The following is a 16,956-nucleotide window of genomic DNA, read 5'->3' as shown; positions in this document are numbered from 1 at the left end:
GGAGAAATGTGGCCCGGCTTGTTCCACGTGAAACATCGCGAGGAGCCACACCCGGGGCACGCGGTGTGACCCCTGTCGCACAGAGGCTCAGGACCACCGCGTGGCCGCCCGCTGAAGCCACTCGTGCGCCCGCGCCACATGGGGCAGGGCGAGCGAGCCGGTGCGCACCACCAGGAAGTAGATGCGCAGGGGCGGGACCAGCGGATCGTGCAGCAGGACGATCTCCTCGCGGTCCAGCGCCGGGCCGCACAGATAGCGGGGCAGCACGGCCAGCCCGGCCCCGGCGCTCGCACAGGCCAGCACCGCCCGCAGATCGGGGACGATCACCGTGCCCGCGACAGCCGGACACGAGTCGAAGACGGAGGCCCAGTAGCGCGAGACGAAGGGCAGCGACTCGTGCACCTCCACGACGGGCAGGTTCTCCAGAGCGGGCGCACCACCGTCGAGCGGCAGCGCCCCGATCCGTTCCGCCCAGCGCGGTGCGGCGACCAGTACATGTTCCTCGTCGCACAGCGGGCTCGCGGTCAGCAGGGCGCCGCGCGGCCGGGCCGTGCTGATGGCCAGGTCGTGGTGGCCCGCGGCCAGGCCCTCCAGGGTGTCCTCCGCCGTGCCGAAGGAGGCGCGGAGCGCGAAGCCCTGGCCGTCACGGGCCGCGAGTTCGGTGAGGGCGGGCAGCGCGCGCTCGGCGGTGAACTCCGGAGGCCCGGCCAGATGCAGAGTGCGCAGCGCGGACTCCTCGTCCAGGCCGCTCTCGGTGATCTCCACCAGGGCGTCGAGGTGCGGTGCCGCCTTGTGCGCGAGTTCGTCGCCGATGGTCGTGGGCGTCACCCCGCGCGCCTGCCGCAGGAAGAGCGGGCGGCCGAGCTGGCGCTCCAGCGTGCGGATCTGGGAGGTCACGGCCGGCTGCGACAGGCCGAGGAGTGCGGCGGCCCGGGTGAAGGAACCGGCCCGGTGCACGGTGACGAAGGTACGCAGCAAGGCCAGATCCATGGCGGGTCCTTCCCTTCCCTGCCTTCTCCGGCCCCCGGGCAGGACCCAACTATAAATAAGTCGATAGGTCTCTGTCGTTACCGTGATTGGACACTGACGCAGAGTCAACTAGCCTTGTCCGCACGGTTCTTCGCGCGCGGAACCGAGGCGGTCCGAGCCACGAGGGGGGAGGCTCGGACCGCGACCGCGCGCAGGCTCGGACCGCGACCGCGCCGTTCTCAGTCCGCGGACTCGTCCAGTGCGCGCAGCACGTCCGCCACCAGGTCCTCCGGGTCCTCGGCGCCGACGGACATCCGGACGAAGCCCTCCGGGACCGCGTCGCCGCCCCAGCGCCCGCGCCGCTCCGCGGTGGAGCGCACCCCGCCGAAGCTCGTCGCGTCCTCGACCAGGCGGAGCGCCGCGAGGAACCGCTCGGCCCGCGCACGCGTGGGCAGCGTGAAGGAGACCACGCAGCCGTAGCGGCGCATCTGCCGGGCGGCGATCGGATGCGCCGGGTCGTCAGGCAGCCCCGGATACCGCAGACCGGCGACGTCCGGGTGCTTGCGCAGCGCCTCGGCCAGCAGGAGCGCGGTGGCGTTCTGCCGGTCGGCGCGCAGCGCCAGCGTGGCGATCGAGCGGTGCGCGAGCCACGCCTCCATGGGCCCCGCGATCGCCCCGACGATCTTGCGCCAGCGGCGCACGGCGGCCATCGCCTCGCCGTCCCGCCCGGCCACGTAGCCCAGCAGGACGTCCCCATGGCCGGTCAGCTGCTTGGTGCCGCTGGCCACCGAGAAGTCGGCGCCCAGCTCCAGCGGACGCTGCCCGACCGGCGTGGCGAGGGTGTTGTCGACGGCCACCAGGGCGCCGCGCTCATGGGCGGCGTCGACCAGCCGCCGGATGTCGCAGACGTCGAGTCCCGGGTTGGACGGCGACTCGATCCACAGCAGCCGCGCGCCGTCCAGGACCTCCAGCTGGGCGTCCCCGCCGGTGGGCGCGGTGCGCACTTCGATGCCGTACGCCTCCAGCTGCTCGCGGACCAGGGGGAAGACCTGGTAGCCGTCGGAGGGCAGCACGACCACGTCGCCGGAGCGCAGCTGGGAGAAGAGCACGGCGGAGATCGCGGCCATGCCGGAGGCGAAGACCAGCGTCTCCACGTCGTCCCGGCCGGGCGCCTCCAGCTCACCGATGGCGCGTTCCAGGAGCGTCCAGGTCGGATTGTCGTCACGGCCGTACGCGTACGGTCCCGTGACCTCGCCCGGCAGATGGAAGTGCGCGGCGAACACCGGTCCGGGCAGGGTGGGTTCGTGCTTGACCGGCTCGGGCAGCCCGGCCCGTACCGCGCGCGTGCCGTCGCCGGTGCGGTCCGGGTGTGCGGTGGCGTCGCTCATGCGGGGCCTTCCTCCAGGTGTGCGCGTACGGCGGCGAGCAGTCCGTCGCTCGCCCGTTCCACCATCTCAAGGCACTCCTCGAAGCCGTCCCGGCCCCCGTAGTACGGGTCGGGCACATCGAGGTCGTCGCCCGCCGCCGGGTCGTAGGAGCGCAGCAGACGTACCTTGCGCGCGTCCTCCTCGGTCGGTGCGAGGCGGCGCAGGGCTTTGAGATGGCCGGTGTCGAGGGCGATCACGAGGTCGAGCGGGGCGAACCACGACGGCTGGAACTGCCGGGCGGTGTGCACGGTGCCGTAGCCGTGCTCGTCGAGGACGGAGACGGCGCGCGGGTCGGCGTCGTCGCCCTCGTGCCAGCCGCCGGTGCCGGCGCTGTCCACCTCGATCAGGTCTCCGAGCCCGGCCTCCGCGACGCGCGCGCGGAGCACCGAGGCGGCCATCGGGGAGCGGCAGATGTTGCCGGTGCAGACGAAACAGACGCGGTAGGTCATGGCGTGCTCAGTCCTCGTCGGGCAGGACGAGGTTCAGCGCCCAGGAGACGACGGAGATGATCAGGCCGCCGAGCACGGCGGTCCAGAAGCCGTCCACGTGGAAGCTCAGGTCGAGCTGCCCGCACACCCAGGAGGTGAGCAGCAGCATCAGCGCGTTGACGATCAGGGTGATCAGGCCGAGCGTCAGGATGAAGAGCGGGAAGGTGAGGACCTTCACGATCGGCTTCACCAGGAAGTTGACCAGGCCGAAGATCAGCGCGACCACGATCAGGGTGCCGATCTTCTTGCCCGTGCTGTCACCGGTGAGGGTGATCTTGTCGAGCAGCCACACGGCGACCGCGAGCGCGGCGGCGTTGGCGAGCGTCTTGACTACGAAATTCTTCATGTGTCTGATCGTGGCAGACGGGGTCAATGGTGAGGGGCGGGGCAAGGGCGATGGCGGCGATGAAGGCATTCCGGCTGGACGACCTGGAGGCGGAGCGCGCCGCGAACGACGGCGCCTACCTCCAGTTCCTGCGGGAGCGGAACATGTCGGTGGGGCTGTACGGCCTGGACGCGGGCGCCCACGACCCGCAGCAGCCGCACGGCCAGGACGAGGTCTACTTCGTGGTCAGCGGGCGGGCGTCGATCACGGTGGGCCTGGAGACCACCGAGGTCGCGCGGGGCAGCGTGATCTACGTACCGGCCGGTGTGGCCCACAAGTTCCACCACATCAGTGAGGATCTGAGGGTCCTGGTGGTGTTCTCTCCGCCTGAGGCGTGAGGGTCGGTCTCAGGGTTCCCTAGGGGGAGGTTCAGGGGAGGACAAGGGGTGCGCGGCCCCCGCCGGGGCCTCTCGCGGCCCTAGCATCGAGGGTGGGACATCGATTACTGCGAACGCAAAGGACGAGGGCAATGCGAGAGATCTTCGCGGGGCTGCCGTGGTGGGTGAAGTGGGTCGCGGTGCCGGTCATCGCGCTGGTCGTCTTCGGCGGCCTGATAGCGACCGTCGTCGGCTTCCTGATCGGTCTGCTGTTCAAGGTCCTGCTCTTCGTCGCCCTGGTCGGCGGACTGATCTACGTGGTGCGGAAGTTTATGTCCAACTCCTCGTCGCGCAGCGACTGGTGACGGACACGGGAGCCGGTGGGCGGTAACACGGATCACCGGTTCCCTCGGGGGAGGGAAGTTTTCCGGCGTACCGTCCACGCGCGGTGATGGACGGTTAAAGTCCGGAACTCTCGTGGGGCCCCGAACCCCACGGGTGACACGCCTCCTCGCCCGTGTCCACCGAGCACGGGCCGCCCCCCTCCTCGCGCTTCGGGAGTCACCCCTTGGCCATGGTCGACACCGCCCCGCAAGGGCGCCACGCACCGCCCGCGTCGCCCCGCTCCTGCGCTCCCCCGCTGCAGCGGCCGAACGGCCCGGTCGCCCGGGACAAGCACTCCGCGACCCTCATCGGGTCCGTCCAGCGCGCGATGCGGCTGCTGGAGACGGTCGCGGCCCACGAGTACGGCGCCCCGGCCAAGCAGCTCGCCCGGGAGACCGGCATCGCCCTGCCCACGGCGTACCACCTGCTGCGCACCCTGGTGTACGAGGGCTATCTGCGCCGGGAGAAGGGGCTGTTCTTCCTGGGGGAGGCGGCGGACCGGCTGAGCGCGAGCGCGGCACAGCAGAAACGTCGCAGCACCGTGGCGGGCACCCTGGAGCAATGGCGCGATTCCATCGGTGTGCCGGTCTACTACGCGATGTACCGGGACGGCGAGATCGAGGTGCAGTGCGTCGCCGAGTCGCGGGAGGCACCGGCGGTCGAGGAGTGGGCCGACTTCCGCGAGACCGCGCACGCGCACGCGATCGGGCAGTGCCTGCTCTCGCAGCTGGACGAGGAGACCCGCCGCTCCCACCTGGCCCGCTACCCGGTGCGGTCGATCACGCCGTACACGGTGCGGGACAACGGCGCCCTGCTGCGGCGGCTGGCCCGGGTCGGACGCATGGAACCGGTGGTGGAGCGTCAGGAATACGCCCTGGGGGCGGTTTGCGCGGCGATTCCCCTCACGATGGGTACCACGGCGGCTACGATCGCGATCTCACTGCCCGCCCACCAGGCCGACCGGCTGATGCCCGCGACACAGCGGCTGCAGGCCGAGATCGGACGTCACCTCGGGGCGTTCGCGCTTTCTATCAGCATCTGAAAACTCACTCCTTGTGATCTGTTGTGTACTTTCAGCTAGATTTGGGCATGGTCCGGGGATTAATCCCAGCCAGTCGATGTCATACGACGGGGTAGGCGATGCGCGAGTCCGTACAGGCAGAGGTCATGATGAGCTTTCTCGTCTCGGAGGAGCTCTCCTTCCGCATTCCGGTGGAGTTGCGCTACGAGACGAGCGATCCCTATGCGGTGCGGCTCACCTTCCATCTGCCCGGCGATGCCCCGGTGACCTGGGCCTTCGGGCGGGAGCTGATGATCGACGGGGTCGGCCGGCCGTGCGGTGAGGGCGATGTGCACATCGCGCCCGTCGACTCCGAGGTGCTGGGCGAGGTGCTGATCCGGCTTCAGGTCGGCAGCGACCAGGCGCTGTTCCGTTCCTCCGCGCCGCCGCTCGTGGCCTTCCTGGACCGTACGGACAAGCTGGTCCCGCTCGGTCAGGAGGGGGCGCTGGCCGATTTCGACGCCCACCTCGACGAGGCGCTGGACCGCATCCTGGCCGAGGAGCAGAGCGCCGGCTGAAACGACGGAAAACGAGGGGCCGTTCGTACGGCCGGGCCGTACGAACCTTGCAGAAACGCTTCTGCGGGGCTCGTACGGCCCGTTGGCGTTTCCGTGGTCTCCACGTCCCGACGGCCGGCTCCCACTCCGTGTCCCACCCGCTCAGCGCCTCCGGCGTCGTCCCCGGCCGCCGCGTGCCGCTGCCGCCACGGCCGCTGGGGCCGGGTTGCCCGGCTCGGGCCGGTCGGCCGAGACCACCAGGGCGGCGAGGGCCGTGGTGACCGGCACCGAGGCGACCAGACCGATGGAGCCGACCAGGGTGCGCACGATCTCCTCCGCCACCAGCTCGCTGGTGGCCACGGTGCTCACGCTGCTCTGCGCGATCGAGAAGAGCAGCAGCAGGGGGAGCGCGGCGCCCGCGTAGGCGAGGACGAGGGTGTTGACCACGGAGGCGATGTGGTCGCGGCCGATGCGGATGCCCGCCCGGTACAGACCCCGCCAGCCCATCGTGGGGTTGGCCTCGTGCAGCTCCCAGACAGCCGAGGTCTGGGTCACCGTGACGTCGTCCAGCACACCGAGCGAACCGATGATGACGCCCGCCAGCAGAAGGCCGCTCATGTCGATCGACGGATAGAGGCCGTGGATCAGCCCCGTGCTGTCGTCCGTGTTGCCGGTGAGCGCGGCCCAGCCGATGAACTGCGAGCCGAGGAAGCCGATCAGCATCAGCGAGACCAGCGTGCCGAGCACCGCGACCGACGTACGGGCGGACAGCCCGTGGCACATGTAGAGCGCGATCAGCATGATGGCGCTCGATCCGACCACGGCCACCAGGAGGGGATTCGAACCCTGGAGTATCGCGGGCAAGATGAACAGGGTCAGCACCAGGAAGCTGACGGCCAGCGCGACCAGCGCCATGACGCCGCGCAGCCGCCCCACCACCACGACGGCGACCGCGAAGATCCCGGCGAGCAGCGCCATCGGGAACTGCCGGTTCACATCGGTGACCGAGTACTGCAGGTCCTTGGGTGCCGAGGGCTCATAGGCGACCACGACCTGCTCGCCCTGGTGCAACTGCCGTGTCTGGTCGGGCTGGACGATCTCGGTGAAGGTCCGGCCCCGGTCCTTGCCGGAGTCGACCCGGACCGTCGCCTTCTTGCAGGTGCCCTTCTCCTCCTGGGCCGCCGCGCCCGCTCCCGAGGAGGCGTTGTCACCGAGGGACGAACCTCCCGAGGCGTTCACGGACTTGCAGTTCACCGGCACGACCCGGGTGACCGTGGCCTGCTGGGTCTGGCGGTCGAAGCCCACCCCGGAGCGCTGGTGCGGCGGGGCGCCGCCGGGCCAGAGCACCACGAGCCCGACCACGACGGCGGCCGTGAACGGGATGAGGATCGCCGCGATGAGCTTGCGCAGATGCCGCGACACCGGGGCCGCGGGGCCATGGCTGTGCGTGTGGCCGTGGCTGCTGTGACCGTGCGGGCCGTGCCCGTGGTCCGGTTCCTTGTCGCCGCCGGAGCCGGGGTGGTGTCCGTGGGCGTCGCCGGGGCCACCGCCGGAACCCTGTCCGCCCCCTCGGCCGGGGCCACCGCCCTGTCCGGGGCCGTGCCGATGGGGCGGGCCGGGCGGTGGATAGGGAGGCTGATGTGTCGTGGTCACCGTCCGATCATTGCAAGAACGACCGAGGCCCACTGTTCTTCCCGTCAGAAGGGGCGCTAGCGTGGAGGCACCTTTGCACACGCGGGAGCTCGGAGCACCGGGCTGAGAGGGCGCTGACCTCCGTCTTCGCGATGTTTCACGTGGAACCTCGTTTCACCGGACCATCTGCGGACGGACATCGCTGCGTCGACCGCCGAACCTGTTACCGGGTAATGCCGGCGTAGGGAGTAGGTCTCATGACCAACAAGGACGCACGCACGCCTGCCTCCACGCAGAACGCGACGCACGAGTCGCCGGACGCGGAGGCCGGGAAGTCCAACGGCTGGCACAAGGCGTACCTCGCGGGCTCGCGCCCCGATGTGCACGTGCCGGTCCGTCAGGTGCACCTGACCAACGGACGGTCGGTCACGCTCTACGACACGTCGGGTCCGTACACCGACCCCGCCGTCCCCACCGATGTCCGCCGGGGCCTGATCCCGCTGCGCGAGAACTGGATCGTCGCCCGGGGCGACACCGCGGAGTACGCCGGGCGCCCCGTCCGGCCCGAGGACGACGGCATCAAGCACACCTCGCCGCGTGGGGGCCTGCGCAACCTGGACGCGGTCTTCCCCGGCCGCCCCCGGCTGCCGCGCCGGAGCCGTGACGGCGGCGCGGTCACCCAGCTCGCGTACGCGGCACGGGGCGAGATCACGCCTGAGATGGAGTTCGTGGCCCTCCGCGAGAACGTTTCTCCGGAGGTGGTCCGCGAGGAGATCGCCGCCGGTCGCGCGGTGCTGCCCGCCAACGTCAACCACCCCGAGACCGAGCCGATGATCATCGGCAAGCGGTTCCTGGTGAAGGTCAACGCCAACATCGGCAACTCCGCCGTCACGTCCTCCATCGAGGAGGAGGTGGAGAAGATGACCTGGGCGACCCGCTGGGGCGCCGACACCGTCATGGACCTCTCCACCGGCCGCAACATCCACACCACGCGCGAGTGGGTGCTGCGCAACTCCCCCGTGCCCATCGGGACGGTGCCGCTCTATCAGGCGCTGGAGAAGGTGGACGGCAAGGCCGAGGAGCTGACCTGGGAGATCTACAAGGACACCGTGATCGAACAGGCCGAGCAGGGCGTGGACTACATGACGGTCCACGCGGGCGTGCGGCTGCCGTACGTCCCGCTGACGGCGAACCGCAAGACCGGCATCGTCTCGCGCGGCGGCTCGATCATGGCGGCCTGGTGCCTGGCGCACCACAAGGAGTCGTTCCTGTACGAGAACTTCGAGGAACTCTGCGAGATCCTCGCCGCCTACGACGTCACCTACTCGCTGGGCGACGGTCTGCGGCCCGGCTCCATCGCGGACGCCAACGACGAGGCGCAGTTCGCGGAATTGCGCACGCTCGGGGAACTCAACCGGATCGCCAGGCGTTTCCACGTACAGACGATGATCGAGGGCCCCGGTCACGTCCCGATGCACAAGATCAAAGAGAACATCGACCTTCAGCAGGAGATCTGCGATGAAGCTCCGTTCTATACGCTCGGCCCGCTGACCACCGACATCGCCCCGGCGTACGACCACATCACGTCCGGCATCGGCGCGGCGATGATCGCCTGGTGGGGGACGGCGATGCTCTGCTACGTCACGCCCAAGGAGCACCTGGGCCTGCCCAACCGGGACGACGTGAAGACCGGCGTCATCACCTACAAGATCGCCGCCCACGCGGCCGACCTCGCCAAGGGGCACCCCGGCGCGCAGGAGTGGGACGACGCGCTGTCCGACGCCCGCTTCGAGTTCCGGTGGGAGGACCAGTTCAACCTCGCCCTGGACCCGGACACGGCACGGGAGTTCCACGACGAGACCCTGCCCGCCGAGCCCGCCAAGACGGCTCACTTCTGCTCCATGTGCGGGCCGAAGTTCTGCAGCATGAAGATCTCGCAGGACATCCGGCGCGAACACGGTGGCAGCAAGGCCGAGATCGAGGAGGGCATGGCGCGCAAGGCCGAGGAGTTCGCGGCCACGGGCAACCGGGTCTATCTGCCCCTCGCCGAGTGACGGCCGGGTGACGCCGGGAAGGCCCGGCGTCTACTCCGGCCGATGCTCGGGACCGCCGAAGTCGGGGCTCGAGTAGTCCGGGCTGGAGAAGCGCGGCCGGTCGGAGACCGAGCCGTCGTGCGGGCTGCTGAAGCCGGGGCGGCCGTAGCCCAGGCGCGGCATCCTTCCGGTCGGGGCGTCGGGTCGGCCCGGGTACGGCGTCACCGCGCCCGGCCGGTCCAGCGCCTCCTTGAGGAAGGGCAGGATGCCGCGCTCCAGCAGGGCGTCCCGCCAGGCGGCCCTGGCCTCGGCCACCCCCCGCCCCGCTTCGTCGTAGGCGTCCGCCTCGGCGGTCGCCTTGTTGCGCAGGGCGGTGAGCAGCAGGCCCACGGCGGCGACCAGGATCGCGGCGGCGGTCACGGCGCCGAAGACCCAGCCCGCCGCGATCAGGGTCCGGGCGAAGGCCTGGCCGGGGACCAGCATCTTCAGGAGGTAACCGACGAGCAGGAAGATGGCGGCGGCGGTTCCGGCGAGGACGGGCGCGAGCACGGCTATCACCGCGATCGCGCCCGCACCGGCGGTCTCGGCGGCCTCCCCGAGCGTTGTCGCGGCCAGGCCCAGCGTGCCCGGGCCCGGGTCGGCGGAACCGGCCTCGGTCCGGGTCTCGGGGGACGGCGCCGGGTGGCGCAGTTCCTCGCGGACCTTCACATAGTGCTGGTACTCGGTGGCCGCGGCGGCCGTGATGAGCACGATGGCGCTCAGCGCCATGGTGCGCAGTTGTTCGGGGTTGAGCCGCTGACCCATGGCGGACAGTTCCGGGCGGTGTGGCGCGGAGCGCAGCGCCTCATCGAGGAGCCGCTCGAATTCCTGGCGGTCCTCGTTCAGCAGGTGCTGCGGAACGCTGTTCATGTGCATCCCCCGATGCTCCGTAGGGCTGGGGGCTCGCATGGCGACGAGCCGTCGGGCAGAAACGGAGGGGAGCCTGCTACGGATAAACCGATGGTAGAGCCGTCAAGGCTCAAGGTGACAGGGGGTTGTCGGAAATTGAGGCCCGGTCCGGTGTCCGGCCGACCCGGACCGGTTTAGTCGGCCGAACCCTCAGGCGTCCAGGGGGAGTTGTCGGACCAGCAGCTTTCCGGCCATGGTCACGCCGCCGTCCATCGCGATGGCCAGTCCCTCGGCGTAGACGTGCGGACCCTCGACGTGCGGACGCTCGTCCTCTTCGTCGTCCTCGGAGCCGACGTGGCCGAGCAGATAAGGAATGGGGCTGTGGCCGTGAACGACCCGGGTGCCGCCGTACGTATCGAGAAGGGAGCGCACGGCGTCCGCGCCGCCCTCGTCGCGGAACGAGAAGCGCTTGGTGAACTTGCGGAACAGGTCCCAGACCTCGTCCACGCTGTTGCGGGTCAGGGTCTCGCGGACGGTGTCGTTGACGGCCTCGATGGAGTCGCCGTAGTCGAGATAGGCGGTGGTGTCCGAGTGGAGCAGCAGATAGCCGTCGGCCGACTCGACCGCGTCGAGGCGCGCCATCCACTGGAGATGGTGGTCCTGGAGGCGGTCCATGTCGGTCTTCTGGCCGCCGTTGAGCAGCCAGGCGGCCTGGAAGGTGGCCGTGCCCGCGCCGGAGTGGACCGGGGTGTCGCCGAACCGCTTGGCGCCCAGGAGCAGCAGTTCGTGGTTGCCCATGAGGGCCTTGCAGTAGCCGCCGGCGGCGGCGGCCTCGGCGGACAGCCGCATCACCAGGTCGATCACGCCGATGCCGTCCGGACCCCGGTCGGTGAAGTCGCCGAGGAACCAGAGCCGGGCGGTGCCCGCGCACCACTGGCCCGCCTCGTCGATCAGGCCCTGCTCGCGCAGGGCGGCCAGCAGCTCGTCCAGATAGCCGTGGACGTCGCCGACGACGTACAGCGGTCCGGGGCCCGCGTTCTCCCGGGACGCGTGCGCGGCGTCCGGGTCGACGGGGAGCTGGAGGGTGTCGCCGCGCTGGATGACGGGCAGGTCGCGCTGGGTGGGCGTGTAGCCGTCGGGGAAGTCCTCGTCGGCCGGGACCACGTCGCCGGGATGCGGATACGGACCGGTCTCATGGACGTACGCGGGCACCCGGAAGTCGCGCAACGTCTCCGTCCGCTCCACCTCGGTCCCCTGACCGGCCCCCTGAGTCATCAGACCCCTCCACCATCGCGCCGCAGCTGCACCGCTTCGGACTGCCTGGTCGCAGCGGCCCGCGGTGTCGTGGGCCCATCATAGGAATGCGCGTCGCGCCATGTGATGACCCAGGGGTGGTGAATCCGAGCAAGACGCCAGTTCATCGTGGCTTTCGCACCGATTGGGCATGAGTTCGACTGGTTGTCGGCGTGGGCCGGTCGGGCGGGTCGCCCGGACCGGCCGAGGACCCGCTATCCCTTCTCCGGCGTGCGCGGCGGAGACACCGTCGTTCGCGGCGGGCGCCGCTGCGACGAGGTGCGCACGATCAGCTCCGTCGGTATCACCTGCTCGACCGGGTGGTCGGAGTCGACTCCCTCGATGGCGTCGATGAGGAGCTGGACCACGGCCGTGCCGATGCGGCGGGGCTTGAGGGAGAGGGTGGTGATGGGCGGCTCGGTGGTCGCGTACACCGTGGACTCGCTGCAGCACACCAGCAGCAGATCGTCCGGGACGCGCAGGCCGTAGCGGCGGGCGGCGGCCAGGAGGTCGGTGCCGTTGGGGTCGAAGAGGCCGTAGACGGCGTCCGGGCGGTCGGGTCGGGCCAGGAGCCGGTCGGCGGCGACGGCGCCCGCGCACGGGTCGTGCGCCGGGTACGCCTCGTACACCGGGTCCTGGCCGACGCGCTCGCACCAGCGCAGATAGGCCGTGGTCGACAGATGGGTGTACGTGTCGGTCGTGGTGCCGGTCAGCAGGCCGATCCGGCGGGCGCCCGCGGCGGCGAGGTGGTCGAGGATGCCGAGGACGGCGGCCTCGTGGTCGTTGTCGACCCAGGCGGTGACCGGGAGCGCGCCCGCCGGGCGGCCGTCGGAGACGACCGGTAAGCCCTGCCGGACCAGCTCGCTGACGACCGGGTCCTGGTCGGAGGGGTCGATGACGACCGTGCCGTCCAGGGCCACGTTGGACCACACGTCGTGGCGCGAGGTGGCCGGGAGGATGACGAGCGCGTAGCCGCGGGCGAGCGCGGCGGAGGTGGCCGCCCGGGCCATCTCGGCGAAGTACGCGAATTCGGTGAAGGTGAAAGGTTCATCCCCGTACGTGGTCACGGTCAGGCCGATGAGGCCGGACTTGCCCGTGCGGAGCGTGCGGGCGGCGGCCGACGGGCGGTAGCCCAGCCGGTCGGCCACCTCGCGGACATGGCGCCGGGTGGCATCCGGGAGCCGCCCCTTGCCGTTGAGGGCATCGGAGACGGTCGTGATGGAGACCCCGGCGGCGGCGGCCACGTCTCTGATGCCCGCCCGGCCCGGCCGGCTGCCTCGTCGTGAGGTTTCCGCGCGGCTCACCTGGTGCTTCCCTGCTGCTGTCATGGCGTGCCGATAGTAGGGCTCAGGTGGTGGGGTAGTGCGGACGCATATGCACGCGTTGACAGGCACGTTTCTGCATGGTCGTCAGCACATAACTACCTTAGAAAGAAAGTCATTTGACCGACTCGATGGCGAGACGTGACGTATCCACGCGTGTGGACCTGCCAACTGCCCGATGTTTCGAAGAGGTCTCAACTCACCTGCACGAGGGATGCGCGCCACGGCGCGAGCCACCGGCGCACGGACAGACGTACGGTGCGCCCCCCAGGGAGAGTTCCTGTCCGGACGGACCACACGGTCACCGGGGCATGCGTCACGGAGGCCGGAGCGCGCGTCACGAAGGTACGCAACCGCGCCGAATCCTCTTAAGGTGAGGAGTATTGGAAGCCGGCGGCGTCGACGGTCCGCCGGTGGTCGCGAGGAGGACTGCGGTGAGCGAGACGAGCCCCAAGCTGCGCGCCGAGCTGGAGGGTATCCCCACCTACAAGCCGGGCAAGCCCGCCGCGGCCGGCGGTCAGGCCGCCGCCTACAAGCTGTCCTCCAACGAGAACCCCTATCCCCCGCTGCCCGGCGTCATGGAGCGGGTCACCGCCGCCGTCGCCGAGTTCAACCGCTACCCGGACATGGCCTGCACCGCGCTGATGAGCGAGCTGGCCGGGCGCTTCGGTGTCCCGCTGTCCCACATCGCCACGGGCACCGGCTCGGTGGGCGTGGCCCAACAGCTGGTCCAGGCGACCAGCGGCCCCGGCGACGAGGTGATCTACGCCTGGCGCTCCTTCGAGGCGTACCCGATCATCACGCAGATCAGCGGCGCCCGCTCGGTGCAGGTGCCGCTGACGGACGGCGATGTGCACGACCTGGACGCGATGGCCGACGCGATCACCGACCGCACGCGGCTGATCTTCGTGTGCAACCCCAACAACCCGACCGGCACGGTGGTCCGGCGCGCCGAGCTGGAACGGTTCCTCGACCGGGTGCCCAGTGACGTGCTGGTGGTCCTGGACGAGGCGTACCGCGAATTCATCCGCGACCCCGAGGTGCCCGACGGGGTCGAGCTGTACCGGGAGCGGCCGAACGTCTGCGTGCTGCGCACCTTCTCCAAGGCGTACGGCCTCGCCGGGCTGCGGGTCGGCTTCGCGATCGCCCACGAGCCGGTGGCGGCGGCGCTGCGCAAGACGGCGGTGCCGTTCGGGGTCAGCCATATCGCGCAGGAGGCGGCCATCGCCTCGCTGGAGGCGGAGGACGAACTGCTGGGCCGTGTGGGCTCGCTGGTGTGCGAGCGGCAGCGGGTGTCGGAGGCGCTGCGCGCCCAGGGCTGGACCGTCCCGGAGAGCCAGGCGAACTTCGTGTGGCTGCGGCTGGGGGAGCGCACCACGGAGTTCGCCGAGGCGTGCGAGCGGCACGGTGTGGTGGTGCGGCCGTTCGCGGGCGAGGGGGTCCGGGTGACGATCGGGGAGACCGAGGCGAACGACATCTTCCTGAAGGTGGCCGAGGCGTTCCGCGAGACGAAGTGAGCGGATCCCCGTAAGTAGTACCGAAGCGTTCGTGGGAGGCCCCGCCGTGTGCGGGGCCTCACTCATGACCCCCTATCGGATGGCGAAGGCGGGTGCGTCATAATGGCTTGTGAATGTGAACGCTTTCACAAGCTCGGTCCCAATCGCCCCGTATGTCCGAGACAAAAAGGGCAAACCCCACCGTATGTCGCGGTGGAGTTAGGAGAGTGACGACGTGGAACTGGCTCTGGCGCCGGAGACCCTGGCGCGCTGGCAGTTCGGCATCACCACCGTCTACCACTTCCTCTTCGTTCCGCTCACCATCTCCCTGGCCGCCCTCACGGCCGGACTCCAGACGGCATGGGTGCGCACGGGCAAGGAGGTGTACCTCAGGGCGACGAAGTTCTGGGGCAAGCTCTTCCTGATCAACATAGCCATGGGCGTCGTCACCGGCATCGTGCAGGAGTTCCAGTTCGGCATGAACTGGTCGGCCTACTCGCGCTTCGTCGGTGACATCTTCGGCGCCCCGCTCGCCTTCGAGGCCCTGATCGCCTTCTTCTTCGAGTCCACCTTCATCGGACTCTGGATCTTCGGCTGGGACAAGCTCCCCAAGAAGATCCACCTGGCCTGCATATGGATGGTCTCGCTCGGCACGATCCTGTCGGCGTACTTCATCCTCGCGGCCAACTCCTGGATGCAGCACCCCGTCGGCTACCGGATCGACAAGGCCAGGGGCCGTGCGGAGCTGACCGACTTCGGGGCCGTGCTCTTCCAGAACACCGCGCTCAGCCAGGCGTTCCACACCCTGGCCGCGGCCTTCCTGACCGGTGGCGCCTTCATGGTGGGCATCGCCGCCTACCATCTGGCCCGCCGCAGGCACATCCGCGTGATGAAGACCTCGCTGCGCCTCGGCCTGGTCACCGTGGTCGTCGCCGGACTGCTCACCGCGGTCAGCGGAGACGTGCTCGGCAAGGTCATGTTCAAGCAGCAGCCGATGAAGATGGCCGCCGCCGAGGCCCTGTGGGACGGTCAGAAGCCCGCCCCCTTCTCGATCTTCGCCTACGGCGACGTGCAGAAGGGTCACAACACCGTCGCCGTCGAGATCCCCGGCCTGCTGTCCTTCCTCGCCAACGACGACTTCTCGTCCTACGTGCCCGGCATCAACGACGTGAACAAGGCCGAGCAGCAGCGGTTCGGGCCCGGCGACTACCGGCCCAACATCCCGGTCGCCTTCTGGGGCTTCCGCTGGATGATCGGCTTCGGCATGTTCTCCTTCACCCTCGGCATCGCCGGACTCTGGCTGACCCGCAAGAAGTTCCTGCTGCCCCAGCACCTCAGGGTCGGTGAGGACGAGGTGCCGCATCTGGTCCTCCTCCCCCACAAGGCGCTCGGCCCGAAGCTCGGTACCTGGTTCTGGCGCATCGCCGTCTGGACGCTGGCCTTCCCGCTGATCGCCAACTCCTGGGGCTGGATCTTCACCGAGACCGGCCGCCAGCCCTGGGCCGTCTACGGCGTCCTGCAGACCCGCCACGCGGTCTCCCCCGGCGTCTCCCAGGCCGAGGTCCTCATCTCGATGGCCGTCTTCACCGCGCTCTACGCGATCCTCGCCGTCATCGAGGTCCGGCTGCTCGTCAAGTACGCCAAGGCGGGCCCGCCCGAGCTGACCGAGGCCGACCTCAACCCGCCCACCAGGATCGGCGGCGATCTCCGTGACGCCGACAAGCCGATGGCCTTCTCGTACTAGGCCGGGGGAACAGTCATGCATCTTCACGACATCTGGTTCGTCCTGATCGCCGTCCTGTGGACCGGCTACTTCTTCCTGGAGGGGTTCGACTTCGGGATCGGCATCCTCACCCGGCTCCTCGCCCGGGACCGGGCCGAGCGCCGGGTGCTGATCAACACCATCGGACCCGTCTGGGACGGCAACGAGGTGTGGCTGCTCACGGCGGGCGGTGCGACCTTCGCCGCCTTCCCGGAGTGGTACGCCACCCTCTTCTCCGGCTTCTATCTGCCCCTGCTGGTGATCCTGGTCTGCCTGATCGTCCGGGGCGTCGCCTTCGAGTACCGGGCCAAGCGGCCCGAGGAGAACTGGCAGCGCAACTGGGAGTGGGCGATCTTCTGGACCTCGCTGCTCCCGGCCTTCCTCTGGGGCGTGACCTTCGGCAACATCGCGTACGGGGTGAAGATCGACCGGCGCTTCGAGTACGTCGGCGGTCTCGGGGACCTCTTCCACCCCTACGCGCTGCTCGGCGGTGTGGTGACGCTCACGCTGTTCACCTTCCACGGCGCGGTCTTCGCGGCGCTCAAGACGGTCGGGGACATCCGGGTCCGGGCGCGGCGGCTGGCCCTGCGGGCCGGTCTCGTCACCGCCGTTCCGGCACTCGGCTTCCTGCTCTGGACCCAGGCCCACAGCGGTGACGTCGCCAGCCTCGCGGCGCTGATCGTCACGGTCGCCGCGCTCACGGCCGCCCTCGTGGCCACCGGAGCCGGGCGGGAAGGCTGGGCGTTCGCGCTGTCCGGGGTGACCATCGTGGCGGTCGTCGCGATGCTGTTCCTGTCGCTCTTCCCGAACGTCATGCCGTCCACGCTCGACGCCGACTGGAGCCTGACCGTCACCAACGCCTCTTCGAGCCCGTACACCCTGAGGATCATGACCTGGTGCGCCGCGATCGCCACCCCGCTCGTGCTGCTCTACCAGGGCTGGACCTACTGGGTGTTCCGCCAGCGCATCGGTACGCAACACATCGCCGAGACCGCACACTGAG

The 16,956-nt window shown here is 69.9% G+C and carries 16 protein-coding genes and 1 riboswitch; of the genes, 8 read left to right on the top strand and 8 right to left on the bottom strand.

What is annotated here, in order from left to right; genetic code table 11:
- Nucleotides 1–87: 87 nt before the first annotated feature.
- The 4 genes from B079_RS0119840 to B079_RS0119825 form a co-directional block, all read right to left on the bottom strand.
- Nucleotides 88–990: a LysR family transcriptional regulator gene (locus B079_RS0119840; RefSeq protein WP_018547583.1), complete on the bottom strand. Its 903-nt coding sequence runs from the start codon at nt 988–990 to the stop codon at nt 88–90.
- 218 nt (nt 991–1,208) lie between these two features.
- A complete protein-coding gene (locus tag B079_RS0119835; RefSeq protein WP_018547582.1) occupies nt 1,209–2,357 on the bottom strand; it encodes a cystathionine gamma-lyase in 1,149 nt (382 codons plus the stop codon).
- Entirely contained in the window at nt 2,354–2,845 is a 492-nt protein-coding gene (locus tag B079_RS0119830) for a low molecular weight protein-tyrosine-phosphatase (protein WP_018547581.1), read from the bottom strand. Before B079_RS0119830 ends, B079_RS0119835 begins: the two co-directional genes overlap by 4 nt.
- 7 nt (nt 2,846–2,852) lie before the next feature.
- Nucleotides 2,853–3,230 (bottom strand): phage holin family protein, encoded by a 378-nt coding sequence (locus B079_RS0119825; RefSeq protein ID WP_018547580.1) that lies wholly within the window; start codon nt 3,228–3,230, stop codon nt 2,853–2,855.
- A 59-nt stretch (nt 3,231–3,289) separates the two neighbouring features.
- Here B079_RS0119825 and B079_RS0119820 point away from each other — a divergent pair, with 59 nt between their 5' ends.
- The 4 genes from B079_RS0119820 to B079_RS0119805 all read left to right on the top strand — a co-directional run bounded on the left by B079_RS0119820 (nt 3,290) and on the right by B079_RS0119805 (nt 5,548).
- Entirely contained in the window at nt 3,290–3,607 is a 318-nt protein-coding gene (locus tag B079_RS0119820) for a cupin domain-containing protein (RefSeq protein ID WP_026248868.1), read from the top strand.
- Nucleotides 3,608–3,738: 131 nt separating this feature from the next.
- Nucleotides 3,739–3,951 carry a DUF5326 family protein gene (locus tag B079_RS0119815; protein WP_018547578.1) on the top strand — a complete coding sequence of 71 codons (213 nt, stop codon included), beginning with the start codon at nt 3,739–3,741 and terminating at the stop codon, nt 3,949–3,951.
- Between the two features lie 209 nt (nt 3,952–4,160).
- Nucleotides 4,161–5,012 carry an IclR family transcriptional regulator gene (locus tag B079_RS0119810; protein WP_018547577.1) on the top strand — a complete coding sequence of 284 codons (852 nt, stop codon included), beginning with the start codon at nt 4,161–4,163 and terminating at the stop codon, nt 5,010–5,012.
- Between the two features lie 98 nt (nt 5,013–5,110).
- Nucleotides 5,111–5,548: an SsgA family sporulation/cell division regulator gene (locus B079_RS0119805; protein ID WP_018547576.1), complete on the top strand. Its 438-nt coding sequence runs from the start codon at nt 5,111–5,113 to the stop codon at nt 5,546–5,548.
- Nucleotides 5,549–5,689: 141 nt separating this feature from the next.
- Here B079_RS0119805 and B079_RS0119800 read toward each other — a convergent pair whose 3' ends face one another.
- On the bottom strand, nt 5,690–7,180 hold the full coding sequence (locus tag B079_RS0119800; RefSeq protein ID WP_026248866.1) for a YibE/F family protein: 1,491 nt from the start codon (nt 7,178–7,180) through the stop codon (nt 5,690–5,692).
- Nucleotides 7,181–7,251: 71 nt separating this feature from the next.
- Nucleotides 7,252–7,424, top strand: a riboswitch (TPP riboswitch).
- Between B079_RS0119800 and thiC the strand changes: the two genes are divergently transcribed.
- The gene (gene thiC, locus B079_RS0119795) at nt 7,417–9,213 is read left to right on the top strand and encodes a phosphomethylpyrimidine synthase ThiC (RefSeq protein ID WP_018547574.1); all 1,797 of its coding nucleotides are present in this window, start codon (nt 7,417–7,419) and stop codon (nt 9,211–9,213) included. It overlaps the preceding riboswitch by 8 nt.
- Before the next feature lie 30 nt (nt 9,214–9,243).
- Here the strand turns inward: thiC and B079_RS0119790 are convergent, their stop codons facing one another.
- From B079_RS0119790 to B079_RS0119780, 3 genes are all read right to left on the bottom strand, one after another.
- Entirely contained in the window at nt 9,244–10,107 is an 864-nt protein-coding gene (locus B079_RS0119790) for a hypothetical protein (RefSeq protein ID WP_018547573.1), read from the bottom strand.
- 183 nt (nt 10,108–10,290) lie between these two features.
- Nucleotides 10,291–11,355, bottom strand: coding sequence for a metallophosphoesterase (locus B079_RS0119785; RefSeq protein WP_018547572.1), 1,065 nt, complete (start codon nt 11,353–11,355; stop codon nt 10,291–10,293).
- A gap of 233 nt (nt 11,356–11,588) precedes the next feature.
- A complete protein-coding gene (locus B079_RS0119780) occupies nt 11,589–12,701 on the bottom strand; it encodes a LacI family DNA-binding transcriptional regulator (RefSeq protein ID WP_078496013.1) in 1,113 nt (370 codons plus the stop codon).
- 428 nt (nt 12,702–13,129) lie between these two features.
- On the opposite strand from B079_RS0119780, the gene hisC reads away from it, so the two are divergent.
- The 3 genes from hisC (at nt 13,130) to cydB (ending at nt 16,955) form a co-directional block, all read left to right on the top strand.
- Nucleotides 13,130–14,212, top strand: a complete 1,083-nt coding sequence (gene hisC / locus B079_RS0119775; protein WP_018547570.1) for a histidinol-phosphate transaminase — start codon at nt 13,130–13,132, stop codon at nt 14,210–14,212.
- 214 nt (nt 14,213–14,426) lie between these two features.
- Entirely contained in the window at nt 14,427–15,935 is a 1,509-nt protein-coding gene (locus tag B079_RS0119770; protein WP_018547569.1) for a cytochrome ubiquinol oxidase subunit I, read from the top strand.
- 15 nt (nt 15,936–15,950) lie between these two features.
- Nucleotides 15,951–16,955: a cytochrome d ubiquinol oxidase subunit II gene (cydB, locus tag B079_RS0119765; protein ID WP_018547568.1), complete on the top strand. Its 1,005-nt coding sequence runs from the start codon at nt 15,951–15,953 to the stop codon at nt 16,953–16,955.
- Nucleotide 16,956: the final 1 nt, after the last annotated feature.

Origin of the sequence: Streptomyces sp. LaPpAH-108 (assembly GCF_000373625.1) — a bacterium.
Taxonomy (GTDB): Bacteria; Actinomycetota; Actinomycetes; order Streptomycetales; family Streptomycetaceae; genus Streptomyces.
Note: the sequence above shows the minus strand (reverse complement) of the source record. Positions and strands in the feature narration are given on the sequence as shown.